At 63.9% G+C, this 24,257-nt stretch carries 23 protein-coding genes; 8 read left to right on the top strand and 15 right to left on the bottom strand.

Annotation, left to right across the window (positions count from 1 at the left end):
• Positions 1-117: 117 nt before the first annotated feature.
• Positions 118-582, bottom strand: coding sequence for an Hsp20 family protein (locus SMD31_RS04590; protein WP_320499547.1), 465 nt, complete (start codon positions 580-582; stop codon positions 118-120).
• A gap of 281 nt (positions 583-863) precedes the next feature.
• Here SMD31_RS04590 and SMD31_RS04585 point away from each other — a divergent pair, with 281 nt between their 5' ends.
• Both SMD31_RS04585 and SMD31_RS04580 read left to right on the top strand, forming a co-directional pair.
• Positions 864-1,310, top strand: a complete 447-nt coding sequence (locus tag SMD31_RS04585; protein ID WP_320499546.1) for a DUF1465 family protein — start codon at positions 864-866, stop codon at positions 1,308-1,310.
• A gap of 219 nt (positions 1,311-1,529) precedes the next feature.
• A complete protein-coding gene (locus tag SMD31_RS04580) occupies positions 1,530-2,747 on the top strand; it encodes a PQQ-dependent sugar dehydrogenase (RefSeq protein WP_320499545.1) in 1,218 nt (405 codons plus the stop codon).
• Between the two features lie 54 nt (positions 2,748-2,801).
• Here SMD31_RS04580 and SMD31_RS04575 read toward each other — a convergent pair whose 3' ends face one another.
• The 3 genes from SMD31_RS04575 to SMD31_RS04565 all read right to left on the bottom strand — a co-directional run bounded on the left by SMD31_RS04575 (position 2,802) and on the right by SMD31_RS04565 (position 6,531).
• On the bottom strand, positions 2,802-4,379 hold the full coding sequence (locus SMD31_RS04575; RefSeq protein ID WP_320499544.1) for an alkaline phosphatase D family protein: 1,578 nt from the start codon (positions 4,377-4,379) through the stop codon (positions 2,802-2,804).
• Between the two features lie 149 nt (positions 4,380-4,528).
• On the bottom strand, positions 4,529-5,860 hold the full coding sequence (locus tag SMD31_RS04570; protein WP_320499543.1) for a sensor histidine kinase: 1,332 nt from the start codon (positions 5,858-5,860) through the stop codon (positions 4,529-4,531).
• An 11-nt stretch (positions 5,861-5,871) separates the two neighbouring features.
• Entirely contained in the window at positions 5,872-6,531 is a 660-nt protein-coding gene (locus SMD31_RS04565) for a response regulator transcription factor (RefSeq protein WP_320499542.1), read from the bottom strand.
• A 148-nt stretch (positions 6,532-6,679) separates the two neighbouring features.
• On the opposite strand from SMD31_RS04565, the gene SMD31_RS04560 reads away from it, so the two are divergent.
• The gene (locus tag SMD31_RS04560) at positions 6,680-6,946 is read left to right on the top strand and encodes a PepSY domain-containing protein (RefSeq protein WP_320499541.1); all 267 of its coding nucleotides are present in this window, start codon (positions 6,680-6,682) and stop codon (positions 6,944-6,946) included.
• Between the two features lie 4 nt (positions 6,947-6,950).
• Complete coding sequence (locus tag SMD31_RS04555) at positions 6,951-7,493, top strand: cytochrome b/b6 domain-containing protein (RefSeq protein ID WP_320499540.1); 543 nt, start codon at positions 6,951-6,953, stop codon at positions 7,491-7,493.
• 8 nt (positions 7,494-7,501) lie between these two features.
• Here the strand turns inward: SMD31_RS04555 and SMD31_RS04550 are convergent, their stop codons facing one another.
• Positions 7,502-8,149, bottom strand: coding sequence for a glycoside hydrolase family 19 protein (locus tag SMD31_RS04550; RefSeq protein ID WP_320499539.1), 648 nt, complete (start codon positions 8,147-8,149; stop codon positions 7,502-7,504).
• Between the two features lie 319 nt (positions 8,150-8,468).
• On the opposite strand from SMD31_RS04550, the gene SMD31_RS04545 reads away from it, so the two are divergent.
• Positions 8,469-9,467 carry a TerC family protein gene (locus SMD31_RS04545; RefSeq protein ID WP_320499538.1) on the top strand — a complete coding sequence of 333 codons (999 nt, stop codon included), beginning with the start codon at positions 8,469-8,471 and terminating at the stop codon, positions 9,465-9,467.
• 22 nt (positions 9,468-9,489) lie between these two features.
• Here SMD31_RS04545 and SMD31_RS04540 read toward each other — a convergent pair whose 3' ends face one another.
• From SMD31_RS04540 to SMD31_RS04500, 9 genes are read right to left on the bottom strand one after another with little or no spacing between them, the layout of a single operon-like run.
• Positions 9,490-9,900: an iron-sulfur cluster assembly scaffold protein gene (locus SMD31_RS04540; RefSeq protein WP_320499537.1), complete on the bottom strand. Its 411-nt coding sequence runs from the start codon at positions 9,898-9,900 to the stop codon at positions 9,490-9,492.
• Positions 9,897-11,525: a molybdopterin-binding/glycosyltransferase family 2 protein gene (locus SMD31_RS04535; protein ID WP_320499536.1), complete on the bottom strand. Its 1,629-nt coding sequence runs from the start codon at positions 11,523-11,525 to the stop codon at positions 9,897-9,899. Before SMD31_RS04535 ends, SMD31_RS04540 begins: the two co-directional genes overlap by 4 nt.
• Positions 11,522-12,196 (bottom strand): XdhC family protein, encoded by a 675-nt coding sequence (locus SMD31_RS04530; protein ID WP_320499535.1) that lies wholly within the window; start codon positions 12,194-12,196, stop codon positions 11,522-11,524. Before SMD31_RS04530 ends, SMD31_RS04535 begins: the two co-directional genes overlap by 4 nt.
• Positions 12,193-12,516: an XdhC family protein gene (locus tag SMD31_RS04525; protein ID WP_456077523.1), complete on the bottom strand. Its 324-nt coding sequence runs from the start codon at positions 12,514-12,516 to the stop codon at positions 12,193-12,195. Before SMD31_RS04525 ends, SMD31_RS04530 begins: the two co-directional genes overlap by 4 nt.
• Entirely contained in the window at positions 12,513-13,715 is a 1,203-nt protein-coding gene (locus tag SMD31_RS04520) for a vWA domain-containing protein (protein WP_320499534.1), read from the bottom strand. The genes SMD31_RS04525 and SMD31_RS04520 overlap by 4 nt, the downstream gene beginning before the upstream one ends.
• Before the next feature lie 6 nt (positions 13,716-13,721).
• A complete protein-coding gene (locus SMD31_RS04515) occupies positions 13,722-14,663 on the bottom strand; it encodes an AAA family ATPase (protein ID WP_320499533.1) in 942 nt (313 codons plus the stop codon).
• 51 nt (positions 14,664-14,714) lie between these two features.
• Entirely contained in the window at positions 14,715-15,065 is a 351-nt protein-coding gene (locus SMD31_RS04510) for a YdbL family protein (protein ID WP_320499532.1), read from the bottom strand.
• 17 nt (positions 15,066-15,082) lie between these two features.
• Complete coding sequence (locus SMD31_RS04505; RefSeq protein ID WP_320499531.1) at positions 15,083-15,304, bottom strand: YnbE family lipoprotein; 222 nt, start codon at positions 15,302-15,304, stop codon at positions 15,083-15,085.
• Positions 15,305-15,326: 22 nt separating this feature from the next.
• Entirely contained in the window at positions 15,327-17,858 is a 2,532-nt protein-coding gene (locus SMD31_RS04500; protein WP_320499530.1) for an intermembrane phospholipid transport protein YdbH family protein, read from the bottom strand.
• A 304-nt stretch (positions 17,859-18,162) separates the two neighbouring features.
• On the opposite strand from SMD31_RS04500, the gene SMD31_RS04495 reads away from it, so the two are divergent.
• Positions 18,163-19,716 carry an alpha/beta hydrolase gene (locus SMD31_RS04495; RefSeq protein WP_320499529.1) on the top strand — a complete coding sequence of 518 codons (1,554 nt, stop codon included), beginning with the start codon at positions 18,163-18,165 and terminating at the stop codon, positions 19,714-19,716.
• A gap of 49 nt (positions 19,717-19,765) precedes the next feature.
• Here the strand turns inward: SMD31_RS04495 and SMD31_RS04490 are convergent, their stop codons facing one another.
• Positions 19,766-21,886, bottom strand: coding sequence for an HD domain-containing phosphohydrolase (locus tag SMD31_RS04490; RefSeq protein ID WP_320499528.1), 2,121 nt, complete (start codon positions 21,884-21,886; stop codon positions 19,766-19,768).
• A gap of 303 nt (positions 21,887-22,189) precedes the next feature.
• On the opposite strand from SMD31_RS04490, the gene SMD31_RS04485 reads away from it, so the two are divergent.
• Positions 22,190-22,777 (top strand): transglutaminase-like cysteine peptidase, encoded by a 588-nt coding sequence (locus SMD31_RS04485; protein ID WP_320499527.1) that lies wholly within the window; start codon positions 22,190-22,192, stop codon positions 22,775-22,777.
• Positions 22,778-22,942: 165 nt separating this feature from the next.
• Complete coding sequence (locus tag SMD31_RS04480; RefSeq protein WP_320499526.1) at positions 22,943-24,181, top strand: EAL domain-containing protein; 1,239 nt, start codon at positions 22,943-22,945, stop codon at positions 24,179-24,181.
• Positions 24,182-24,257: the final 76 nt, after the last annotated feature.

Genomic DNA, 24,257 nt, shown 5'->3' with positions numbered 1-24,257 from the left:
TAACCCCTCCTAACTTTCGGCTGCGACAAGTTAGACAGGTCTGAGGCTTTACAAAAATGAGAGGGCCGCAACCGGGAAACCGGTTAGCGGCCCTCCGCTTTTTCAGGCTCTCGCTTTTCAGGCGGCCTTGTTCTCGATCACCTGCGGCTGGGCTTTGCTGCCGCTGTTGATGGCGATGGTGCGGGGCTTCATCGCTTCCGGCACTTCGCGCTTCAGATCGATATGCAGCAGTCCATTGACCAGCTCGGCACCGGTGACGCGAATGTGGTCCGCGAGCTCGAAGCGGCGCTCGAACGCGCGCCCGGCGATGCCGCGATGGAGATAGCTCTTGCCCTCATCCGTTTTGGTCGGCTTGCCGGAAACGACGAGCTGGTTCTCCTGCGCGGTGATGGTCAATTCGCTGTCGGTGAAACCCGCGACCGCCATGGTGATGCGATAGGCATCCTCGGCGCTCTGCTCGATGTTGTAGGGCGGGTAGGCGAGTTGGGCTTCATCGACGCGCGAGGCAGAATCCATCAGGCGCGACAGGCGATCAAAACCAACGGTCGAGCGGAAAAGGGGGGAAAGATCGTAGGAACGCATAGCCATATCCTCCAGTGAGCAACATGGAAATTTTTCATGGGCCATCACACGGATCGACCCGGCGAATATCGAAGCCCGCGCATGGCGGCGCCCCGACGCCTAGGGATTTAGGTCCTGAAAATGCCACTTCAAGCCCCGGTCATCACTTTTTCTTAACCGGTTAGATTGTCTGTTAACGGTGGGTGCACAACCATGCTCTGATGAACCTGTCAGCGGCCAACGAAAAGTCCGGGGGGACACGGCCGAGGACGACATGAGCAGCCACGAGGAGTTGGCGATCGATGGCCACGATCGAATTCTATGACCGCACCATGTCGGAGACGATGGGTCTCCTCGTGGAGGCGCGTCGCTATCTGAGCGATCGTGCTGAAGCCGATGCGCGCAACCTTACCATCGATCAGGGACTTGCCAGTTCGGTCGAAACGATGCGCCTGGTGTCGCGCCTGACCGAGGCGCTGGCCTGGCTGCTGACGCACCGTGCCGTGCTGACCGGCGAGTTGACGCTGGATGAAGCGCTGGCGCCGGAGCGGCGATTGGGCGGGCATGTGCTGTGCGGGCGCGACACCACCGAAGACATGCGCACCATGCCGCAGGATTTTCAAAAGCTGATGGCACGCAGCCTGGACCTCTATCAGCGCGTGGCGCATCTCGATGCGCAGGTCAGCGACCGCGTGACCCAGCCGCCCGAAACCGGCGCCTGGCCGCCCCAGCGCGGCGGCCGCGCCTGAGGCACCAACGCCTCCGACAACACAACCGGGCCCCGCAAGGGAACGCATCGATCCAGGACTCGTTTGGTGCAGACGAGCCACTGTTGACGGATATCTGCAATGCACCGGCCTTCCCTTCGATCGACTTCCTGCTGTCTAATCCTGGCAACGACGTTTTTGGCTGGCTGCGGCCACGAAGCGGCGATTCCACAGGAACAAACCACGGGCCCAAACCCCGACTTGCCAGCGCCTACCACATCCGTCATTCCGACGGTCCATGTCGCCGAAGCGGTCGGCTGGCGGGAAGGCGGGAAGCCGGTAGCGGCTGAGGGGTTCGAGGTCAGCGCCTTCGCCGACAGTCTCGATCATCCGCGCTGGATCTATGTGCTGCCCAATGGTGACGTGCTGGTCGCCGAAACCAACGCGCCAGAGAAGCCAGACGACAACGGCGGCATCAAGGGCTGGTTCGTCGGCCTCTTCATGGCCAAGGCCGGTGCCGGTACTAAGAGCGCCGACCGCATCACGCTGCTGCGCGATACCGATAGCGACGGCGTCGCCGATCTGCGCGGCACGTTCATCGACCGCTTGCATTCACCCTTTGGCATGGCGCTCGTCGACAATGATTTTTATGTCGCCAATACCGATGCCGTGATGCGTTTTCCCTACGCACCGGACGACAAGAAGATCGACGCGGCGGGCGAGAAGATCGCGGATCTGCCGGGAGGGACCATCAATCATCACTGGACCAAGAATCTGATCGCCAGTCCGGATGGGCGGTTCCTTTATGCGACGGTGGGCTCGAACAGCAATGTCGGCGAGAACGGCCTGGAGGTCGAAAAGGATCGGGCCGCCATTCTGGAGATCGACCGTGCCAGCCATCAGACGCGGGTGTTTGCCAGCGGCCTGCGCAATCCCAACGGCATGGCCTGGGAGAAGGACGGCGGTGCCTTGTGGACCGTCGTCAATGAGCGGGACGAGCTTGGCAGTGATCTGGTCCCGGACTATCTGACTTCGGTGAAGGACGGCGCCTTCTATGGCTGGCCGTTCTCCTATTACGGCCAGCATGTCGACGACCGCGTGTCGCCGCGGAACCCCGAACTGGTCGCCAAGGCGGTGAAGCCGGATTACGCGCTGGGCAACCACGTCGCCCCGCTGGGGCTCGCCTTTGGTACCGGTGAACTGTTCCCCAGCGCCTACCGGTCCGGTGCCTATATCGGACAGCATGGGTCCTGGAATCGCTCGCCGCGCAGTGGCTACGACGTCGTCTTCGTGCCCTTCAAGGATGGCCAGCCCAATGGCAAGCCGACCGAAATCCTGAGCGGTTTTGTGAGCGAGAGCGACGAGGCCTATGGACGCCCGGTGGGGGTCGCGTTCGACAAGCAAGGGGCGCTGCTCGTCGCCGACGATGTCGGCAATGTCATCTGGCGGGTGACACCCAAGAGCAGTGCGGGCCAATAACCAGCAGCTTTGGCGGTTCCCGTCCAGCCGGACAGGAACCGCCATTCCGTGCCGCTAGACAGCGTGTTGCGGCGTGAGATCGATTGACCACAAAGCCGTATCGGCGGTATCGCGCAGCGTCACGGTCATGACGCCGCTGTCGCCGACAATCTTCACGTGGCCGAAGAACTGCAGCCCGGCAGCGGGGCCGACCTTCTCCTGGCCAGGCTCCGGCGCCTTCACGAACTTCACCTCCGGCCCGAAGGTCATGTCGATATCATTGGGGCCATAGGTGCCGGCATGGATCGGGCCGGAGACGAATTCCCAGAACGGTTCGAACTCCTGGAAGGCGGCCTTGTTCGGATCATAATAATGGGCGGCGGTGTAATGCACGTCGGCGGTGAGCCAGACCGTGTTCTTGATACCAGCCGCTTTCATGAAGCGCAGCAGATCGGCAAATTCCAATTCGCGGCCGAGCGGCTTGCCCGGCTCGTTATTGGCGATCGCCTCGAAGCCCTTCTTGTCGGCGGCGTTGTTCCACACCAGCAATGAGAGCGGCATGTCGGCCGCGATCACCTTCCAAGTTGCTTTTGAGGTGAGCAGTTCGCGCTTCAGCCAGGCGAGTTGCTCGGTCCCGAGGAAGGCCGCGGTGCCGCCGGCGCTGGTTTCCAGATTGTCGCCATTGGGGCCGCGATAGCTGCGCATGTCGATCATGAAGACGTCGAGATGGGGGCCGTAGGCGATCTTGCGATAGACGCGCTGCGGTTCGTCAAGCGAGGTCGCGATCGGCATGTATTCATGGAAGGCCTTGGCCGCCCGCGCCGTCAGCGTCGCGATCGACTTCTCCTTGTAGGCGTCACCCAGCTGCTTCGAATCCGACCAGTTGTTCGTGACTTCGTGGTCGTCCCACTGGGTCAGCACCGGAACCTGCGCATAGAGATCGCGCACGTTCTTGTCGAGGAAGTTGTATTTATACTGCCCGCGGAATTCATCGAGGGTCTCGGCCACCTTCGACTTCTCCGGCGTCACCAGATTCTTCCACACGGTACCGTCGGCGAGCTTCACCTCCGCTTCCATGACACCGTCGGCGTAGACGTTGTCGCCGGAATGCAGGAAGAAATCCGGATCATGTTTCAACATGGTGGCATAGCCCTTCATGCCACCCCGGGCCTCGTCAATGCCCCAGCCCTGGCCGGCGGTGTCGCCCGACCAGACGAAGGAAACATTCCGGCGCGTCGCCGGTGCCGTGCGGAAATGGCCCGTGAGCGGCTCGCTCTCGACATGGACGTCGCTGAGATCCTGGAAGCGCACGCGGTAGAAGATATCCTGGTCCGAGGGCAGGCCGGTCGCGAGAATTTTCGCGGTGAAATCGGATTCCGGCAAAGCGGCGATCTTTGGCAGGCGCGTCACTTCCTTGAAGCTGTCGCTGGTCGACCATTCGAAGATCGCCTGCGCCGGCCGGTCGGTGCGCGACCACAGCACGCCGCGATCGGCGCCGATATCGCCCGATTGCAGACCGTGGGTGATGGTCGGGCGCTGCGCAGCGTAAGAGATGCGCGGGGCGACGCCCGCTGCGCCGATGACACCGGCGGCGGTGCTGACGCGCAGAAAGTGGCGGCGAGAGAGGCGGTTTTCGGAGAATTTAAAAGCCATTATGCGACTCCATCTGGCTATGGGCTGGGCTCTTTCGAGGTCGCGCAGCTTGCCGCCGAAGCGTGACAGAATCTTAGGCGATCGATGACGAACATGCGACAGCGCCGGCACTGTGGCTGCAATGCCGCAGAACTGGCGAGAGGCTTGGCTCAGGGCAGGGAGACGACGGCCTCGAATCCATCCGCCGTGCCCTTGGCCGGTGAACTGAGGGCGAGCGTACCGCCGGCCTGGCGCAGGATCGTCTCGACGATGGCAAGGCCGAGACCCGAACCCGGCGCCTCGGTGGCGCCACGGCGGAAGCGTTCGGTGAGCTGGTGCAGCTTGTCGGGCGCCACAACCGGACCGCGATTGACGACGTGCAGATCGCCGGCCGCATCGAGGAAGATATTGACGGGATGCGATGGGTCGCCGTGGATGAGCGCATTGTCGACCAGATTGCGCAGGACGATGCCGAAGGCGTCGATGTCGATGCGCCGCGGCCACTGCGTGATGTCCGGCTCGGTGAGGACGATGCGGCTGGAACCGCCGCTGCTGCGGCGCAATTCATCAACCAGCAAAGTGAGGACAGGGAGCAGGTCGGCGCTTTCGCCGGTGATGGCGATGCCGCTGTCGGCGCGGGCCAGCTGCAGCATTTTTTCGACCATGTTGCCAAGCCGGCGCAGCGAGCCGAGGATGAGATCGATCCGCGCCTTGTGCGCGGTGCCGCCGAGATCGGCGGAGAGGCGCTGCAGCTGGGCCAGGGCGGCGGCGATTGGGGTGCGCAGCTCATGGGCGCTGTTGGCGGCAAAGGCACGTTCGCCCGCCAAGGCAAGATCGAGCCGGTCCAGCAGCCGGTTGACGTCGGTGATGATCGGCTGCAGCTCGATCGGCAAGGCGGCGCCATCGATGGGGGCGAGATCGGTGCCGCTGCGGGTGCCGATCGCCTGGCGCACGGAGTCGATCGGGCGGACCAATTGGCGCACGGTCCAGTAGACGGCGATGCCGGCCAAGGGTAGCACCAGGACGATGGGTAGCAGCAGGCCAACGACGCTGTCGAGAATGGTCTCGAAGCGGTGCCCTGGTTTCTCGGTCACCTGCACGGCGATGCCGGTCGCGGCCGACATTTCGGTATAGAAGCGGCGGCCGTCGATGGTGGCAAAGCCCGGCGCCAGCGGTACGGGCAGGGCCTCGGCCGGCGCATCATGCGAGCGCAGGACGACGCGTCCGTCCGCATCGCGCACCTGATAGAGGATGTATTCGCGGTGCCCTTCGACCGCGTCGCCGATGGTGCGCTCGCCCTCCGTCTCGTCATGCTCGCCGAGGTCGGCGACCACCAAGGGCAACAGGCGCTGGGCGGTTTCCTGCAGCGCGCTATCCAGCACTTCGTCGATTTCATGCCAGACCAGGCCGGTGGAGATGCCGACGGCGGCGAGCCATAGCACGCCGAGCCCTAGGGTCAGCAGGGTGACAAGGCGTCGGGCCAGGGACCATCGGCTGGGCATGGTTTGTGGCATCAGTTGTCCTCGAGCCGGTAGCCGACGCCGCGGATGGTCGAGATCACATCCTTGCCGAGCTTCTTGCGCAGGCGGCTCACATGCACCTCGATCGTGTTGCTCTCGACCTCCTGGTCGAAGGAATAGAGCGCGTCTTCCAGCTGTTCCTTGCTGATGATGGCGCCGGGGCGACGCAGCAGGGCTTCGAGGATGGCCCATTCACGGGAGGTGAGGTCGACGCGCTTCCCATCTATCTTCAGATGGCGCGCCGCCGTGTCGATCTCCATATCGCGCAGGCGGATGATGGTGTTGGGGTTGCCGCCGCTGCGCCGCGCCACGGCGGCGACACGGGCGGCGAGTTCGTCAAGGTCGAAGGGCTTCACCAGGTAATCATCGGCCCCGGCATTCAACCCGTCGATGCGGTCGCGCACCTGGTCGCGGGCGGTGAGGATGATGACCGGGCGCGCGTCGCCGGCGCGGCGCATTGCCTTCAGTAAGGTGAGGCCGGAGCCGTCCGGCAGATTGAGATCAAGGAGGACCAGCCCGTAATCGACGGCGCGCAAGGCGGCTTCTGCGTCATCCAGCCGCAGCACGCGGTCAACGGCGTGGCCGGACTCGCGGATGTGTTCCTCGACTGCGGCACCCAAAGCCGGTTCGTCCTCGATCAAAAGCACACGCATGGTCCAAGGCCCCGTTATCTGCGGCGCGCATCGTGCCGGACCCAGATTACGCGAAGCTGAAGAAAAAAGTGCTATCCCTTCAGCCTGGCGTCAGCTTGACCCGCGATGGTCCTCCTCGTTCGACAACCCCATCACGAGGTTCTTCAAAATGAAACGCGTTCTCATCACCACCTTGTTCCTCAGTGCGATCGGCGCCGGTGCCGCCAGTGCCGCCGATCTGTGCAGCGTCCCGGAAAGCGAATGGCAGCCCCAGGACGCCCTGCAGAAGCAGCTGGAGAGCGAAGGTGTGACGATCAAGAAGATCAAGATCGACGAAGGCTGCTACGAAGTCTACGGCACCGACAAGGACGGCAAGCGGATCGAGAACTATTACGACCCGAAGACCTTCTCCCTGGTCAAGGCGCAAGAGGATTGAGAGCATGTCGGCGACGGTAAAGGTGTGGGACCCGTTCGTGCGGGTGTTCCATTGGTGCCTGGTGGCGAGTTTCGCCATCGCTTGGGCGAGTTCGGAAGACGGGCGCAATCTGCATCAATGGGCGGGCTATGCCGCGGCTTCATTGATTGCGCTGCGCCTCGTCTGGGGTGTGGCGGGATCGCGCTATGCCCGCTTCGGCCAGTTCCTGCGCACGCCCCGATCCGTCGCCGGCTATCTCATCGATATCCTGAAAGGACGCGAGGCGCGCTATCTCGGCCACAATCCGGCAGGCGGCCTCATGATCCTGGCACTCATCACGGTGATGGCTGGCCTGTGCCTCACGGGTTGGCTCTATACCACCGACGCCTTCTGGGGTGTCGACTGGGTCGAGGAAACGCATGAGGCGCTGGCCAACATCCTGCTGGCCCTGGTCGGGCTGCATGTGGCCGGTGTCGTCGTCGCCAGCCTGCGCCACCGCGAGAATCTGGTGCGCGCCATGTTCACCGGCCGCAAGCGCGCGCCGGGGCGTGGTGACATCACGGCCTGACGCTCGGTCTATGCCGGCAGGGCGTTGGCGAGCAGCTCATCGAAGCGGCGGGCAAGGTCGGCAATGGTCTGCGCCTTGTCGTGGCCGTTGATGATGGTGCGGGCGTCCTCGTAATTGGGCGGGGCGCCCGGTTTGAAAAACTTTGCCAGCTTGGCGCCGGTGAACCAGCCCTTGGTCATGCCCTCCATCGCAATCTCGTAAGCCAGTTCCGGTTCCTTGGCGCGGTCCGGATTGCCGATGAGGTCGACTTTAAAGAACTTGCCGGCGCGGTCGTAATTGAAGCGCCCGGTCAATTGCACGAAGCCGCGGCCGTGATAGCGAGCGCCGTCGCCGGGCTGGGTATTGCCGACATTGGTGCCGGCCGTCGTTCCCGGTGCATAGCGCTTGTTGAAATAGGCATCGCCGCCATGCTCGTCGATCGGGCGCAGGGTGTGTGCCGTCTCCCATTTGAAGGTGGCAAGGCAATAGGCGATCTTCCAGCGATCGACCGGGTTCTCGGTAAAGCGCGTGTCGGCCTCGATCTTGCCGAGCAGGAATTCGATGGCGCCGGCGAGGTCTGCGGTGACCGGGCCGAAGCGCTGCTTGTAGCCATCGATGAATTTCGCGTTGTCGAAATCGAACATGACCGCCTGCCCCTCATCACCAAAGATCCCCATGGGTCAGGTCACTCTAGTTCTTTTGATAGGCCGCACAAATGGAAATGCAACCAATGGATCAGGGTATGAGCCAGCGACGAATATGTGGCTGGTAAAAATACAAGAGGGGGGCTTGCAACGCGCGGGTCCCCGCCCCATATCGCGGGTCGCGGGCCGGGCCCCTCTGGCGATATCTCTTTTTTGGACCATGTTCTTATATGGACGATGGTCTTGGATATCGTGATGTCGGACCGCATCGGGGTAAGCTCGATGTTGGGTCCGGACGATTTCTCGACCGTTTCCAGCCGTGCTCCCCAGGCAATTCATATCGGGGAACGTCATGGAAACCTTCTTCACCTCTCTCTTTCTCGGCCAGCCACTGTGGATGTGGTTCGGCTTCATCGGCATCGTCATTGCGCTGCTGGTCTTCGACCTCGGGGTTCTGCACAAGGGCAAAGGTGGTGCTGGCCACGAGATCGGCGTGCGCGAAAGCCTCGCCCTCTCCAGCCTCTACATCGTGCTGGGCCTCGCCTTCGGTGGCTTCGTCTGGTGGCAGCTCGGCGCCAAATCGGGCTTCGAATATCTGACCGGCTTCGTGGTCGAGAAGAGCCTGGCGCTCGACAATGTCTTCGTCATCGCCCTCATCTTTACCTTTTTCGCAGTGCCGCGCGCCTATCAGCACCGCGTGCTGTTCTGGGGCATCCTGGGTGCCATCACCTTGCGTGCGGTGATGATCGGCTTTGGTGCCGCCCTCGTCAGCGAATTCCACTGGGTGCTTTATATCTTCGCCGCCTTCCTCATCGTGACCGGCATCAAGATGCTGTTCATCAGCGAGAAGGAGAACAACCTCGCTGACAACCCGCTGCTCAAATGGATGTACAAGCATCTGCGGGTGACCCGCCAGCATCATGGCCAGAACTTCTTTGTGCGCCAGACGGATGAGAAGAGCGGGCGCCTGGCGACATTCGTGACGCCCCTGTTCCTGGCCCTCGTGCTTATCGAGATCGCCGACGTGATTTTCGCGGTGGATTCGGTGCCGGCGATCTTCGCCATCACCACCGACCCCTATATCGTCTACACCTCGAACATCTTCGCGATCCTCGGCTTACGCGCGCTCTATTTCGCGCTGGCTGCCGTGCTGCACCGCTTTGCCTATCTCAAGCAGGCCTTGGCGATCCTGCTGGTCTTCATCGGTTCGAAGATCTTCGTGGCCGACCTCCTCGGCTGGGAGAAGTTCCCGGCGGGCTGGTCGCTGGGCATAACCTTCGGCATCTTGTCGGCCGGTGTCGTCTATTCCTTGTGGCGCACGCGCACGACGGCGAACCGGCTGACGCCTTGAAAATGGGAAGACGGAGCGAGGCCTATTGGTCGGCGAGCGCCTTGATGAGTGCGCCGAAGGGCAGCATCACGCAGTCGCGGCGGGACTTCGCCGTGATGACCGGCGTGAAGATGTCGAGTGCGGGCTCAGGCGGTGCGATGCCTTCCTTCATCATGCGGGTGACGGCGGCGGCAAGGTCGCGCGCCTCATCCGGCGATTTGCCGGGGGCGAGTTCGGCAATGGTGGCGGCTGCGGCTTCGCAGAGCAGGCAGCCCTTCACCTCGTGGCCGACTTTCGTGATGCGGCCATTTTGGAGATGGAGGTCGATGGTGACACGGTCGCCGCAAAGCGGGTTGTCGAGCCGGGCACTGGCTTGCGGATCGGCAAGGCGGCCCTTGCCGGTGCCGCTCCGCGCCTTGGCGACGAGGGCTTCGTGGTAGAGGGCGTTGCTCATGGCGTGGTGCCGGCCAGAAGCTGCTGATAGGCTTCCGGCGTGTCGACATCGATGAAGATCTCCTGCGCCGGGGCCGGCACTTCCGCCACCAGTTCGGCATTTCCGCCGATGATATGGCGGGCGCCGACATCGCCTTCGAGCAGCAGCATCTCGGCGAAGAAGCGCCGGTCGAAGAGGACCGGGTTGCCGCGCTTGCCATCGGCCACGGGCAGCACGATGGCGCGGCCTTCGAGCGGCTGATAGGCGGCGATGAGACGCTTCAGCAGATCGGCCGAGATCTGCGGCATGTCGCCGAGAATGACCAGGGCGGCATCGCTGCCGGGGGCGAGGGCCTTGAGGCCGGCTTTCAGCGAGGCCGCCATGCCGCTGGCGTAATCGCGCGCCTCGACGATCTTGAGGCCGGGCCGGTCGCTCAACGCCGCCTTCACCTTGCCGGCCTGGTGGCCGATCACCACCACCGTCTCGGCAAAGCCGATGCCGGCAAGCTTGTCGAGCACATGGGCGACGATCGGCTTGCCGTTCCAATCGAGCAGCAGCTTGTTGCGGCCCATGCGGCTGGAACGGCCGGCGGCCAGCACGATGGCGGCGACCTTGGGCTGTTGCGCCTGCGGCCGGGCCTCGCGCGGCAAGGGGCGGCTGGGGATTTCAGCGAGCAGGCCGCCGATGCCGAGCGCCCGGATATCGGCAGGGCCGACAGAGAGGCCAGCGAGGAGCCGCTGCATCACCCAGTCGCAGCCATTGAGGCGGGCCGAGCGCGCGCAGCCGGGAAGGCCGAGGACCGGCACCTTGCCCATATGCGCCAGCAGCAGCAGGTTGCCGGGATCGACCGGCATGCCGAAGTGATCGATCGTCCCGCCCAGTGCCGTGATCGCTGCCGGGATGACGTCGCGGCGGTCGCTGATCGCGGAAGCACCCACCACCAGCACCATCTCGGCACCGTCATCGCGTGCGCGCTGCAAGGCATCGGCAAGGGCCGCCTGATTGTGCGGGCAGCGCGCGGTGGCGGGTTCCGCCTGGCCCATCGTGGCTAGCCGCTCCGCCGTGACGCGCTCGGTCTTGTCCAACACGCTGGCCTTGATCCCTGCCAATTCGGTCTGGATGAGCACCACGCGCTGTGGGCGATAGGGATGGAGGCGCAGGAGCGGCGCCGGGGCCGCGGCGATGCGCGCCAAGGCCTTGTCCAGCACATCGCCCGCGACGGCATAGGGGATGATCTTCAGCGTCGCCACCATCTGCCCCGCCGTCACCGCGCTGAAGGGCGGCAGGGTGGCCAGCGTTACCGCCTCGTCAACCGCGTTGAGGGCGTCGATGGCGGTGGGTGCCAGGGCAACCACGCCGGCGGCGGCTGCGTGAATGTTGACGCGCCCCGCAAAGGCGGGGTCGAGGCGCAGATCGCCGGTCTTGCCGATGAGGGAAGCGGCGAGCCGATGCGCGGCGTCGTCCTCGCCGATATCGCCGGGTTCCAGCTTGGCGACGGTGAGTTGCGTGAGGCCGGCCGCGCGCAGGGCGTCGATATCGGCGCCCCCGAGAATGCGGCCCTTGCGGAACATCTCCGCGCCCACGCGCTGCGAATGGGCAAGCAGCGCGCCTTCACATTCATCGAGCGGCAGTTCGGCAAAGATCATCGCTGGGTCGGCTTCTGATGCCGCGCGGCGGTCAATTGCGCCAGCACCGCGACGGCGATCTCGGCCGGCGATTTGGCGCCGATATCGAGGCCCGCCGGCCCGTGGATGCGGGCAATCTCGTTGTCGCCGAAACCCTGTTCCTTGAGGCGCGCCAACCGGCTGGCATGGGTCTTCTTGCTGCCCAATGAGCCGATATAGAAGGCTGGGCTGCGCAAGGCGACGATGAGCGCCGGGTCGTCGAGCTTGGGGTCGTGGGTCAGGGTCACCACGGCCGAGCGCGTATCGGGCTTCAAGGCATTGAGGGCGTCATCCGGCCAATCCTGCGACAGGGTCGTGCCGGGAAATCGCTCAGATGTCGCAAAGGCGCCGCGCGGGTCGACGATGACGACATCGTAGCCGGCAAGCGCCGCCATCGGCGCCAAGGCCTGGGTGATGTGGACGGCGCCGACGATGATGATACGGGGAGAGGGGTTGCGGATGAGGGCGAAGCACTTACGCCCGTCGCTCTCGATCTCGCCGCTTCGGTCGGCGGCGATGGCCTCGGCGACCGCGCCGGTGGCAGTTGCCGCGGTTTCGATCCGCTGCGCGCCGCTGGCGAGATCGGTGATCAGGGCCGCCGGCTGGCGCCGGGCGGCAAGGTCCGCCAGTTCCTCGATGAGCGCCAGTTTCATTCGACGCGCTCGACATAAATCTGCAGCTTGCCGCCGCACGCCAGGCCCACTTCCCAGGCCTGTTCATTGGTGATGCCGAAATCGAGGAGGCGCGGCTTGCCGTCAGCCATGATCTCCATCGCCTCGCGCACGACGGCGCCTTCGACGCAGCCGCCGGAGACGGAGCCCAGCATGCGGCCCTGATTGTCGACAATCATCTGGCTGCCGGCCTGGCGTGGGGACGAGCCCCAGGTGGCGGTCACGGTCGCCACGGCGACATCATGTCCAGCGCGTTTCCAATCGCCGGCGACCTGCAGCAGGTCTTCGTCCTTGTGCATCATGCGGCCCTCATTTCGAGACGCGCGCCGCCGGGATTGGCAAGGCTCTGCGTCAGATCCTGCATGGAATTGAGATTATGGATGGCGCGGAAATCGTCAACATGACGGATCATCACGCGCGGACCCTGGCTGATCGGCTGATAGGCTTCGAAACGCAGCAGAGGGTTGAGCCAGATGAGGCGCCGGCAGGATTTATGGAGCCGCTCCATCTCGGCCTCCAAGACCTCGATCTGGTCGCGGTCGAGGCCATCGGTGATGAGGAGCACCAGCGCCCCCTGGCCCAGCACGCGCCGGCCCCATTTGCGGTTGAACTCGGCGAGGCTCGGCCCAATGCGCGTGCCGCCGGACCAGTCCTGCACATGCTTCGATACCCGGTCGAGCGAGACATCGATGTCGCGTGCCTTTAGATCGCGGGTGATGTTGGTGAGCCTGGTGCCGAAGAGGAAGGTATGGACCCGGTCGCGGTCGCTGGTCACGGCATGGAGGAAATGGAGAAAGAGACGCGAATAGCGGCTCATCGAACCGGAGATGTCACAAAGAACCACCAGCGGCGGATGACGGCGCTTGGGGCTTTTGAATTTCAGCGGAATCGTCCCGGCGCTGCGCAAGCTGGCGCGCAAGGTCGCGCGGAGATCGACCCTGCGGCCGTTGGGATCGGGCCGGTGGCGCCTGGTCGGCACTTCCATGATCGGCAGGCGGAAATTCTTGATGAGGCGCTTGGCTTCGACAATCTCGGCCGCCGTCATGCGCTCGAAATCCTTGGCCTGCAGCAATTCGCGTTCGGAATAGGTGAGGCTGGCATCGAGCGTCAGTTCTTCCTGGTCGGCGGCGTCCGGCACCTGCATGGGGCGATCACCCGCAAGGGCGTCGGCGACCCGGGGCGCCAGCGCTTCGTCCTCATCCGGCGGCGTGTCGTCCTTGAAGCGCGGCAGCAACAGGCCCAGCACCTTGTTGAGCAGTTGCGGGTTGCGCCAGAAGACATGGAAGGCCTGGTCGAACAACTCGCGCTGGTCGCGGCGGTTGACGAAGACGGCATGGAGCGTCCAGTAGAAATCGGCACGGCTGCCGATGCCGGCCGCTTTCACAGCGGTCAGCGCCTCGACCACCTGGCCGGGGCCGATGGGCAGGCCCGCACCACGCAGCACGCGCGCGAAATGCATGATGTTCTCGAACAGCTTGCTTTCGCGGATTTCGAGCGACATGGCGCGTCAGGCCTGGCGCGCGGCCTGGACCCGGCCGGCGGCGATCTCCAGCTTGATCTCGTCGAGGATCTTTGCCGCCTCGCTGCCGCGGATTTTCGCGATGTCGTCCTGGTATTTGAGCAGGGCGCCAAGGCTGTTATCGACCATTTCGGCGCTGAGCGAGGTTTGATTGAGTTGGAGAAGGGCGTCGGCCCAGTCGATCGTCTCGGCGACACCCGGCAGCTTGAACAATTCGCGTGCGCGCAGGCGCTGCACGAAAGCGACGATTTCTTCCGCAAGATCGCGCTCGGCCGCTGGAACCTTGGTGCGCAGGATTTCCAGTTCGCGCGCGGCGCTGGGGTAATCGACCCAGTAATAGAAGCAGCGCCGCTTGATCGCGTCGTGAATCTCGCGCGTGCGGTTCGAGGTGATGATGACCAGCGGCGGTTCGGCGGCCTTCACCACGCCAATTTCCGGGATCGTCACCTGGAAGTCCGAGAGGATCTCGAGGAGGAACGCCTCGAACGGCTCGTCGGTCCGGTCAAGCTCGTCGATGAGGAGGACTGGCGGGCCCTTGGGGTTTGGCTCGAGAGCTTGGAGGAGCGGGCGTTTGATCAGGAAGCGTTCGGAGAAGATGTCGGCCGCGATCTTGTTCTTGTCCCCCTCATGCGCTGCTTCGGCGAGGCGGATCTCGAGCATCTGGCGCGCATAGTTCCATTCATAGACGGCCGCGGCGACGTCGAGGCCCTCATAACATTGCAGGCGCACCAGATCGCGGCCCAGGGTCTGGCTCAACACCTTGGCGATTTCGGTCTTGCCGACGCCGGCCTCGCCTTCGAGGAACAGGGGGCGGCCGAGTTTCAGGGCAAGGAAGATAGCTGTGGCGAGGGCCCGATCGGCAACGTAACGACCCTCGCCCAGGAGAGCGAGGGTCGCGTCGATATCGGCTGGCAGACTGCGCTGGCTCATCTTGCTGGACATCCCCTTCCAGGCCCGGCTTTAGCCGGGCGGGTAAGCGCGTTACTTCTGCTTCCAGCTGCCGCTGGCATCCATGTAGTACATGCCGGGCGTCAGGATCTCGCGGATGATCTTCTCGGCCGCGATGGCGGCGATCTGCTCGGTCGGCACGCTCTTTTCAGCAGCGATCTTCTGATAGGCAGCGCGGCGCTTGGCGTTCACCTCGTCGACCAGTTGCTTGACGTTGGCGGGTGCCCCGGCATCGACCAGTGCCACATAACCATCGGCACGTTCGCCGATTTGACCGGCCGCACGGGCGTCGTCGAGCGGGTCGGCATGGGCCGGCAGGCTGGTGGCGCCCAAACTGCCCACCAGCAACAGGGCGACCATCAGGTTGCGAAGAATGTTGCGCATCGTCTTTGCTTTCCGGATCAGAAAATATTGGGGTTCGAGGTGACCAGATTGTCGACATCCTTGTCGACCTTGATCCGGACCTCCTGCTCGATCTTGACGTTGAGATTGATCACGATCGGCTTGTCGGGTGCCTCGACCTTGACGGTCGGGTTGCAGGCGGCAAGGCCAAGCCCGAGCAGGGCTGTGGCCAGTAAAGCCTGCTGTGAAGCCCGCGGGATATGTGGACGGCCAGTCATCATGCGAACCTTTATAGTTGTCCCCTCAGGGAGAGAGCTTTTCCAATTGCTGCTGGATCATATCTGGCACCTGATAGCCGGCCAAGCCTTCCTTCAACGCCTGGTCGAGCCGTCCCTCGACCGAGAGGTTGAATTCGACCGGATAACCGTCATAGAAGCTGGGATTGCGGCCGCTGATATGCAAGCCCAGGTTGACATCCCCGGTCAGGTTCCGGGTCAAATCCAGCATCAACTTTTCGTAATGGAAGTCGGCCAGGGCCTCCAGAGCCATGGCGACCGACTCCCCGGCGCTTTGCAGGGCGAGCGGCGCCTGGGCGCGATCATAGCGCAGAACGCCCGGCGCCGTCGCCGCCAGCTTGGCATTCGGGATGGCGATGCCGCCGGGGAAGATCGTGACCGGCACCGCGCCCGAGACATCGCCTTCGCCGGAGAGGCCCGCGATACCCAGCGTGTCGAAAAGCTTGGCCACCGAAATCCCTTCGACGCGCAGCATCAGGTTCTGGGCCGGCGCGTCAAAGCTGAGGATGGCGGGATCGAGCGTCACCTTGCCGCCGGTCATCTCAAGGCGTGATTCCTTGAGGTCCAGAGTCTTGCCGTCGCTGACCTTGAAGCGGAAGAGAACGTTGGTCAGCGGCAGGCCGATATCGGCCAGTTCGACCGCCAACACTTGATCCGGCTTGGTGGAGAGCGGCCAGGGCCGATCGATATTGATGACCGAGTTGACATTGGTGAGCTGCACCGGGCCGACCTTGCCGGAAATCTGCGTCAAGCCCAGCTTGAGATCGGAGGTGAAACCACCGCTATCGAAACGCACGGGTCCTTCGAGCTCGACACGACCCGAGATGTCGTCAAGATAGTCGCGCAAGGGCGGGAACAGGTTGTAGGGCTGCAGCCCGCCAATGGCGAAATCGAGTGGCGCCAGCTTGAGATCGACCGCGCCGCTCTGCTTGGCGAGATCTGCCTTGCCGGTGAGGCTCAGATCGAGCGGCTGATCGTCGCCCTGGAAGCGCGCCTTGAAGCTGGCCTTGTCGCCCACCAGCGTTGCCTCGGCCGTGCCCTTCACCGGCGTGAAGGCGCCGAGACCGGCCAGCGCCCCGGTCGAGAGCTTCGCCCTGAGGCCATTGGCATCGCTGGCGAGACTGACGGCGACCTTGCCGAGGGTGAGGGCACGCGCGGGTACTGCCACCTGCGCGTTCTTGACGTCGAAGGTGTAGGCAAGGGGGGCATCGGCCGCATAACGGCCTGTGAGCTTGGCTTCTGGCATAGCCACAAGCAGTCGTTCGCCCGCGGCCTTTGGTTCGACCGTGAAGCTCGATTTGGCGATGGCGAGGCTGAAATCGGCCGCAATGGGGGCTGCATCACGCCAGGCAAGGTGAATCGTGCTGGCCCCGTCGCCTTTGAAGGTAAGATTTGTCGCCTTGGGCAACGTCACCGATCCGTCGCCCACGGCCAGTTTCTGGAATCCCAATGTGCCGGGCTTGGTCAGCGCGATATCGACCGTGGTCGCGCCGCCCGCGCGTTCGGCGGAAACGGAGACCGGCAGGGCCAAGGTGAGGCCGGTCACGTTGACGCCGGGAAAAGTGAAATCACCGCCGTTCAACTTGAGGTCGAGGTCGCCGGCAAGGGCTTGCGTCCCGGTGAGCGGCGAGGCGCGCAAATTGCCGCTGACCTTTGCCGTGAAGGCGGCACTGATGCCGCCCTTGATGTCGCCAGCGAGTTTTTCGAGCGACAGCCAATCGGCGCCATAAGCAGCCGTGCCGCCCAGCGTGCCGTTGAGCGGCGCGGTAAGACCCGGATAGGTGAAATTGACGGCTTCTGCCTGCCAATCGGCCAGCGCGATGGGCGCATCGACGGCACCACCCGGTTCGGGCATGCGCAGATGGGCGCTGGCCTTGATGTTGCCAGCCGTCGGCTGCGCCAGACCCAGCAACGGCCACAGGGCGGAATGGGCATCCATATTGAGTGTCACGTCGCCCAGCGGCGGCTTGCCGTCCTTGGTCAAGGGGGCGGCAAGGCTGATATCGACGCGGGCATAATCCTGCTGCTCGCGCAGGGTGAACTGGGCGATGACAGCCTGGGCGTTCACATTGGCCTGGCCGCTGCCGTTGATGAAGCCGGCGGGCGACGCGAGGCCGATCTCGAAAGATTTCACCAGCATATCGGGCAGTGGTGCGCTGGCTGCATCCGGATCGCCGGGTGCGCTTGCCATCGCGCGCAGCCTTTCGACCAGCGGGTCAAGATCGCCCAAGCTGATGCCCGGCCCCTTCCCCGGGTCGTAGCGTGCAAGGAGGGCGACGCGGCCGATCTCTACCGATTGCAGGCGCGCGCTTAAGGGATCGTAGGTGAGCGTCACATCCTCGACCACGATGTCGCGCTGGCTGCCGAGGATCAGGCGGTCGATATGCGATTGGTTCCAGTCGAACCGGGCAACGCCGAGCTCAACCGGCACGTCCAGCTCGCGCGCCAGCAGCCAGGGTCCGGCGCGATTGACCAATTCCAGGCGAAAAAAGGTGGCAAGGGTGGCGGCGATGATGAGGAGCAGGGTCAATCGCAGCATGAATCGCGCGAACCGCCGCCGGCGCGGTCGCAGGGGTAACGCGACCTCAGCCGTCGCCTGCGCGGCGGTATCCGCCGCGGGGGGCGGCAGATCGCTGGGGGAATCCGAAGGCACCATCCCTGTATCTTTTTCCGCAAGACGCCACCGCAGCCGGACGGTCCGGCAGGCCACGACCCGCATTAGGTTCTAAATTGGGCGCCAGTCTAGCCATGCCGGGACCGCTTGACCACAGGTCGGCGCACAACAAGACTGGCCACCGCTCCCGCTGGCGCAAGACGCCGGCTCAACGAGATAGAATGTAACGATGCAGAACGTTGTGTGGTTCCTCCGGATCGTCTGTCCCTGTCTGTTTGGTATTGCCGCAGCCCCCATGGCGGCGGCCGAAGCGCCACATCTTGCCAAGGCCGATTGCTGGTTCGATGCGCCAAAGGAACGGACGGTCGATTGCTATCGCCTGACGGTCCCGGAAACGCGGGCATCGGATGTTTCGGTCGGCCCGGGCAAGAGGCTGGGCCTGCCGGTCGTCGTCATCCGCGCCAGCGAGACCGGCGAGGAGGCGCGGCCGGACCCCGTCATCTACCTTGCCGGCGGGCCGGGCGACGGTGCCTGGCTGGATCGTGAGCGGATCGGCTGGTGGTGGGATTTCGTGGCCTCGACCGATTGGACAAAGAAGCGGGACCTCATCCTGTTCGACCAGCGCGGCTCTGGCCTTGTGGACCCCCGCATCGATTGCCCGGAGATCGAGAAGATCGCCATCGATGTTCTGGCCACCACGGACGATGTGGCGGCGACGGCGATGCAAAGCCAGGCGGCGGCCGCGTGCGGCAAGCGCCTGCTGGCAGAAGGATTCAACCCCGGCGCCTATACCAGCCACGACGGGGCGGCCGATCTCCACGACATCTTCACGGCCCTCAATGTGCCGGCCTGGAATGTCTATGGCCTGTCCTATGGCACGCGCCTGGCACTCGAATACATGCGGCAATATCCCGGCGACATCCGCTCCGTGCTGCTTGACTCCGTCTTGCCGCCGGAAGCCCAGTTCCTGGAAGACGATGCGGCAACGACCGACCGCGCCTTCCGCATGATCTTTGCCGCCTGCGCGCGGCAGCCGGATTGCGACGGGGCCTATGGCAATCTGGAGAAACGGTTGACCGCGCTGGTGCAACGGCTGGATGCCCAGCCGCTGGTGCTGGAGCGGCCCTCACCCGAGGGTGGGGGCCAAATTAAGGTGGCGGTCAATGGGGCGTTGCTGATCTCGCGCCTTTTCAATCTGCTCTATAACCGGGCCGATATCGAAAGCGTGCCGCAACTCATCGACGTTTACGATCGCGACAGGCGCGACGAGATCGAGCGCGATATCGACAGCTTCATCGCCGACTATATCGGCCGCGCCGATTTCGGCGACGCCATGTTCATGTCGGTGCATTGCCAGGAGGAAGTGCCCTTCAACGACATGGCGAAGGCCGTTGCCGCCTATCGGCGCTATCCGTTGCTGACGGGCCTTGCCGCGGGCGGCGAGGCGGGGAGTTTTGCCGCGACCTGCGCCACCTGGCGCCAGACCCTGCCGCCACAACCCTTGCGCCAGACGGATACCGAACCGGTCGTGAGCGATCTCCCGACCCTGGTGTTCAGCGGCCTCTTTGATCCGGTGACGCCGCCGGTCTATGGCCGCATGGCGGCGTCGCATCTGGTCAATGGTTTCTATCTGGAGTTCGACGGCTACGGCCACGACCTCATCGGCAACGATCCCTGTGCCAATGCGCTCTATGAGAAATTTCTGGATGATCCGCAATCACCGCCGCGGGATTCTTGCCTTGGCCGTGAAACACCGCCGGATTTCCTGCTGCCGCTGAAATGAGAAGGGCCGGCACTTGGCCGGCCCTTTCGTTCTGCGCTGATGGAGCTTTCTACTGCCGTTCCAGCTCCGCGCGGCCACCGTGGTTGTCGATATAGCTGACGAGGGCGGCGACGACGCGGCGGTCGAAGGCCTTGCCGGCCCCCTTCATCAGATTCTCGATCGCGTCATCGACGCTGAGCGCCGAGCGGAAGGCACGGTCGCTGATCATGCCGATGAAGGCGTTGGCGACGGCGATGACGCGGGCGGTGACGACGATGTTGTCGCCGGCGAGGCCAGCCGGCTGGCCGGTGCCGTCCCAATTGGCCTGGGCCTGGCGCAGTGTCGGCACGACCGGGCCATCGAATTCAATGCCCTGCAGCAGGTCGGCGCTGGTCTGGATCGAATTCTTGATCATGTCGCGCTCGGCCTCGGTCAGCTGGCCGGTCTTGGAGAGTACCTCCGAAGGGATGAGGATCTTACCGAGATTGAGCAGATTGCCGGCGATGTCGGCGGTTTCCACCTCGACCTCGGTCAGGCCCATTTCCTTGGCGACGGAGCGCGCCACCTTGGCGACGCGCGAGGAATGCTGGGCGGCGAAGGGATCGCGCTTGTCGACCACGTCGACCAGCGTTTTCACCAGCTGGTTGAGGGTGCGGGCGCGGCGTTCACGCTCGGTCACGACATCGGTGATGTCACGCTCGACGGTGAGGACCGAGCGGGCATTGCCACTGGCATCCTTCAAGGGGATGTGTTCGGACTGGACGACCTTGACCTTGCCGCCCTCGTCGAGGCGGGCGACGTTGGAAACCTCGTGCTTCAGCTCGATGGCTTCGTGGCTCAGCGTCACATAGCGCTTGGCAGCCTGGGGACCCAGCACGTTGACGATCGGCTTGCCGATCATCTCGGTATTGGGAATGCCGGCGGCCTTGGCGGCCTGGCTGTTGGCGAACTGGTACTGATCCTTCTCGTCGAGGATGAAGATCTGCGTGGGCTGGCTGTCGGTCACCAGCTGCAGCAGGTTCTTCTGGCTTTCGAACTTGGTGGCGAGTTGCTGGGCATGGCTTGCCGCAAGGCTCGCGCGCCGCGACGACCCATGGCGCCAGACGGCGATGATGATGACGCCGACCAGGCCGACCACCAGCAACAAGACGATGGTGAGGTTGCGGAAGCGGGCCTCGGCCGCCCCCAGCGCCTCGTCATAATCGATGGTGTAGGCGATGGCCCAGGGGACTTGCTGGAAGGCGCGGCCGGTGACCAGTACCCGCTCGCCGCTGGCACTGCGCTTGTCGGTCGCGAAGGCGCCCGGTTTCTGGGCGGCGAAGGCCGTGTCGAGGTTCGGGGTCGAGGCGTCAAGCTCGGGCTGCATCGGCTTGCCGTCAGGCCCCGGCGACAGATAAAGGATACGGCCGTCCTTGAAACGCACCAGCGTCGTCTTGGCGGTGCTGCTGGTCTCGCCCGGCTGCTTCAGCAGGGGGAAGATCTCCTCTTCCACTTCCTTGACGCCGAGGATGATGCCGATCTGGGTCGCCTGTGCGCCTTCTGTTTGCGCAGCGAGGATGGGAACGACGAAGGCCATGCTGGGCTTGCCGCGGGAATTCAATGCCATGTCGCTGACCGCGCGCTGGCCCTGGGTCTGGGCGCTGACGAAGGTCTGCAATTCGCCGCTATAGGGCGGGGCGCCGGGCGAGGCCGCAACGACGTTCCCCTTGGCGTCGATGATCATGAGGCCGGCAAGGCCCGCTTCGGCGACATTGGCGGGGACATCGCCGCTGGCAGGTGCGGGCAGCGCGAAGCCGGTGCGGTCGGCGGTGACGGTGAGGAGGTTGCGCAGGTAATCGCGCAGCGCCTCGACCTGGTCGCTTTGCGTGGCATCGGCCGAAAGCTCGGCGATCTGGTCGGTGTAGATCTGCAAAGATTCGTTCTTGGCAAGGCCGGTCAGTTCATCCAGCTGGCGATTGAGCCAGCGGTCGACATCGCTGAAGCGGCTGTCGGCGACGATACCCATGCGCAGCTGCCACTGCGTTTCCTCGCGCTGGCGCTCCTGATCGACGAAATAACTGACGGCAATGACACCGATGACGGCGATCAAAATCAGCACGATCGCCGGGAAGATCACTTTCAGGTCGAACTTGCGCCCGGTTTCTTCTGGCAGGGTCTCGCTGGGGGTGGTCCCCGGAACTGGTTCGGCCACGTTAGATCTCCCCCTTCATGGGCGCTGAATCAATGGGTTGGCAGATATATTCAATTTGATACATTAGCACGGGATTCGGGCGCCGCCAATCGAGCCTTTGCCAGGGTCCAAACGCGCCGGGGGTCGATTAGAGTTGCCATAGATATTTGCCGGTCACACGCTGCGCGTAGGGTCGGGGGCCGAGTGGAGATAGGTGACAGGATGGGACCAGGGGAAAGGCCAGGGCAAGCGCAAACGCGCCGGCCGCGCCGGGGGGCCGCGCGAGGGTGCAGCAACCTGCTGCCGCTTGCCGTCTGCCTGGCGTTGCTCCTGACGCTTGGCGCGCTGCCGCAGCGGGCCGAGGCGCGCACCTATCCGAAGATTTTCAGCTCGATCGAACTGCCGTCGAAGAATTTGAAGAAGTTCCCGAAATGGCTCGACATGCTGGGACGCTGGAAGGGCGGGGCACCTTGCGAGTCCGAGACCTGCACGACGAAAGGCTGGAAGGGCTTCATCGACGACCTCAAGGGCAAGGACCGGTTGACCCAGATCAAGGAGGTCAACAAGCTGATGAATTCCAAGCGCTACATCATCGACATGAAGAACTGGGGCGCCGAGGATTACTGGGCGACGCCTTACCAGTTCCTCAAGAAGAACGGCGATTGCGAGGATTACGCCATCTCGAAGATGATGGCGCTGAAGGCGCTGGGCATCCCGATCGAGGACATGCGCGTGGTGGCGCTGCAGGATCTCAACCTTGGCGTCGGCCATGCCGTGCTCATCGTCTATAACGGTTCCGATGCCTTGCTGCTCGACAACCAGATCAAGACGGTGGTGCCCGCCAACACGATCAAGCACTACCAGCCGGTCTATTCGATCAACGAAAACGGCTGGTGGCTGCATCGGCGCTGAGGCGCAATTCCTGAAACTAGCGTATAAGATTTGAACAGCCGTGGTTAACGCGGCGCGACGTCGGAATAAATGCCGCAAAGGGGGGTGGCGATCGCGGTCACCTGCCATGATTTGCAAGTCGGTACCCGCCGGTGCGACCGGCCGGGATAATTTGGGGGTTGGGGGATGAACGAACGCGCCAAGGATGGGCGAACGACGACCGACGAAGAACTGCTCGTCGACTATGCCGAGCGGCTGGAGCGCCACCGCGCCGGCCGCCGCGCCGTGCAGATCCATCTATCGCAGCTGAGGCCCTATAACCAGCGGCCGCACCATATTCGCATCGTCAAACAGGTCCTGGAGCCGCTGGTGCAGCGCTTCGAGGCCGGGATCTACCAGCTGTGGAACAACGATGTCATCGCGCTCACCAAGGGTGCCAGCGAAGACGACATCGACACCTATGTCCGCCACGTCAAGCAGATGTTCAAGGACGACCCGCTGTTCTCCCTGCCGCCCAGCCCATCGCGCCGGCCGCCGGCTTTTGCCACCTGGTTCGACATCGAGACGGAATGGGAACAATTCGTCGGCGCCGCGCGCGGTCATATGGAAGACCGGCGCAAGGCCAGCGCCCAGGCAGCGGCGGCGGCCAAGAGCGGCTCGCTCGACGACGGCCGCGGCCAGCTCATCAGCCCAGCCGTGCTTGAGAAGTTGGAGAAGGCCATCATCAGCGCGGACCTTGCCAACGTGCTGCGCCGCCAGCAGGTCTTTGCCATCATTCCCGGTGCCAAGCCCGCACCGATCCTGACCGAGCTTTTTTTCTCGATGCCGTTCCTCGCCCAGACGGTGACGCCGGGTTACAACGTCACCGCCGACAAGTGGCTGTTCCAGCATCTGGCGCGCGTGCTTGATGCGCGCATGCTGGCCCTGATGCCGCGGCAGGATTATCAGCCGATGCTGAAGAATGCGAGCCTCAACCTGTCGTTGGCGACACTGCTGACGCAGGAGTTCCTGGACTTCGACCGCGCCACCAACAACAAGGATCGCGGGCCGCTCGCCATCGAATTGCCGGCGATCGACTTCTATAGCGAGCCCGAAGATTTCTTCTTCGCCCGCGATTTCCTGAAAGAGCGCGGCTACAAGATCATCCTCGATCAGGTGAAGTATCAGCAGCTGCCGCAGCTCGACCGCGACCAGCTCAATGTCGATCTCATCAAGGTGATCTGGACCCCGGCGCTCTATGACGAGTGCGAGAACTCGCAATTGGAGCGGATGCAGGCGGCGGTCGAGCGCTTCGGCCGCGAACGCATCATTCTGTGCCGGGTCGATTCCGAGCAGGGATTGGAGATCGGCGGCAAGCTTGGCATCTCGCTGTTCCAGGGCCGCCTGCTCGATGCCATGGCGCAGGGGAAAGCGCCGGCGGCGTGATTCTGGCGGTGCCAGCCGGGGCTGGGCAAGTCGGGGCCGGGAAGGGACACTGAAACGAACAAGGCCTGATCGATCC

Origin of the sequence: Dongia rigui (assembly GCF_034044635.1) — a bacterium.
Lineage (GTDB): Bacteria > Pseudomonadota > Alphaproteobacteria > Dongiales > Dongiaceae > Dongia > Dongia rigui.
This window is presented reverse-complemented; position numbering and strand designations above follow the sequence as displayed.

Bases quoted from the DNA above. Each gene is read 5' to 3' on its own strand.
- SMD31_RS04590 (WP_320499547.1), bottom strand. From the start codon at position 582: ATGCGTTCCTACGATCTTTCCCCCCTTTTCCGCTCGACCGTTGGTTTT.
- SMD31_RS04585 (WP_320499546.1), top strand. From the start codon at position 864: ATGGCCACGATCGAATTCTATGACCGCACCATGTCGGAGACGATGGGT.
- SMD31_RS04575 (WP_320499544.1), bottom strand. From the start codon at position 4,379: ATGGCTTTTAAATTCTCCGAAAACCGCCTCTCTCGCCGCCACTTTCTG.
- SMD31_RS04570 (WP_320499543.1), bottom strand. From the start codon at position 5,860: ATGCCCAGCCGATGGTCCCTGGCCCGACGCCTTGTCACCCTGCTGACC.
- SMD31_RS04565 (WP_320499542.1), bottom strand. From the start codon at position 6,531: ATGCGTGTGCTTTTGATCGAGGACGAACCGGCTTTGGGTGCCGCAGTC.
- SMD31_RS04560 (WP_320499541.1), top strand. From the start codon at position 6,680: ATGAAACGCGTTCTCATCACCACCTTGTTCCTCAGTGCGATCGGCGCC.
- SMD31_RS04555 (WP_320499540.1), top strand. From the start codon at position 6,951: ATGTCGGCGACGGTAAAGGTGTGGGACCCGTTCGTGCGGGTGTTCCAT.
- SMD31_RS04550 (WP_320499539.1), bottom strand. From the start codon at position 8,149: ATGGGGATCTTTGGTGATGAGGGGCAGGCGGTCATGTTCGATTTCGAC.
- SMD31_RS04545 (WP_320499538.1), top strand. From the start codon at position 8,469: ATGGAAACCTTCTTCACCTCTCTCTTTCTCGGCCAGCCACTGTGGATG.
- SMD31_RS04540 (WP_320499537.1), bottom strand. From the start codon at position 9,900: ATGAGCAACGCCCTCTACCACGAAGCCCTCGTCGCCAAGGCGCGGAGC.
- SMD31_RS04535 (WP_320499536.1), bottom strand. From the start codon at position 11,525: ATGATCTTTGCCGAACTGCCGCTCGATGAATGTGAAGGCGCGCTGCTT.
- SMD31_RS04530 (WP_320499535.1), bottom strand. From the start codon at position 12,196: ATGAAACTGGCGCTCATCGAGGAACTGGCGGACCTTGCCGCCCGGCGC.
- SMD31_RS04525 (WP_456077523.1), bottom strand. From the start codon at position 12,516: ATGATGCACAAGGACGAAGACCTGCTGCAGGTCGCCGGCGATTGGAAA.
- SMD31_RS04520 (WP_320499534.1), bottom strand. From the start codon at position 13,715: ATGTCGCTCGAAATCCGCGAAAGCAAGCTGTTCGAGAACATCATGCAT.
- SMD31_RS04515 (WP_320499533.1), bottom strand. From the start codon at position 14,663: ATGAGCCAGCGCAGTCTGCCAGCCGATATCGACGCGACCCTCGCTCTC.
- SMD31_RS04510 (WP_320499532.1), bottom strand. From the start codon at position 15,065: ATGCGCAACATTCTTCGCAACCTGATGGTCGCCCTGTTGCTGGTGGGC.
- SMD31_RS04505 (WP_320499531.1), bottom strand. From the start codon at position 15,304: ATGATGACTGGCCGTCCACATATCCCGCGGGCTTCACAGCAGGCTTTA.
- SMD31_RS04500 (WP_320499530.1), bottom strand. From the start codon at position 17,858: ATGCTGCGATTGACCCTGCTCCTCATCATCGCCGCCACCCTTGCCACC.
- SMD31_RS04495 (WP_320499529.1), top strand. From the start codon at position 18,163: ATGCAGAACGTTGTGTGGTTCCTCCGGATCGTCTGTCCCTGTCTGTTT.
- SMD31_RS04480 (WP_320499526.1), top strand. From the start codon at position 22,943: ATGAACGAACGCGCCAAGGATGGGCGAACGACGACCGACGAAGAACTG.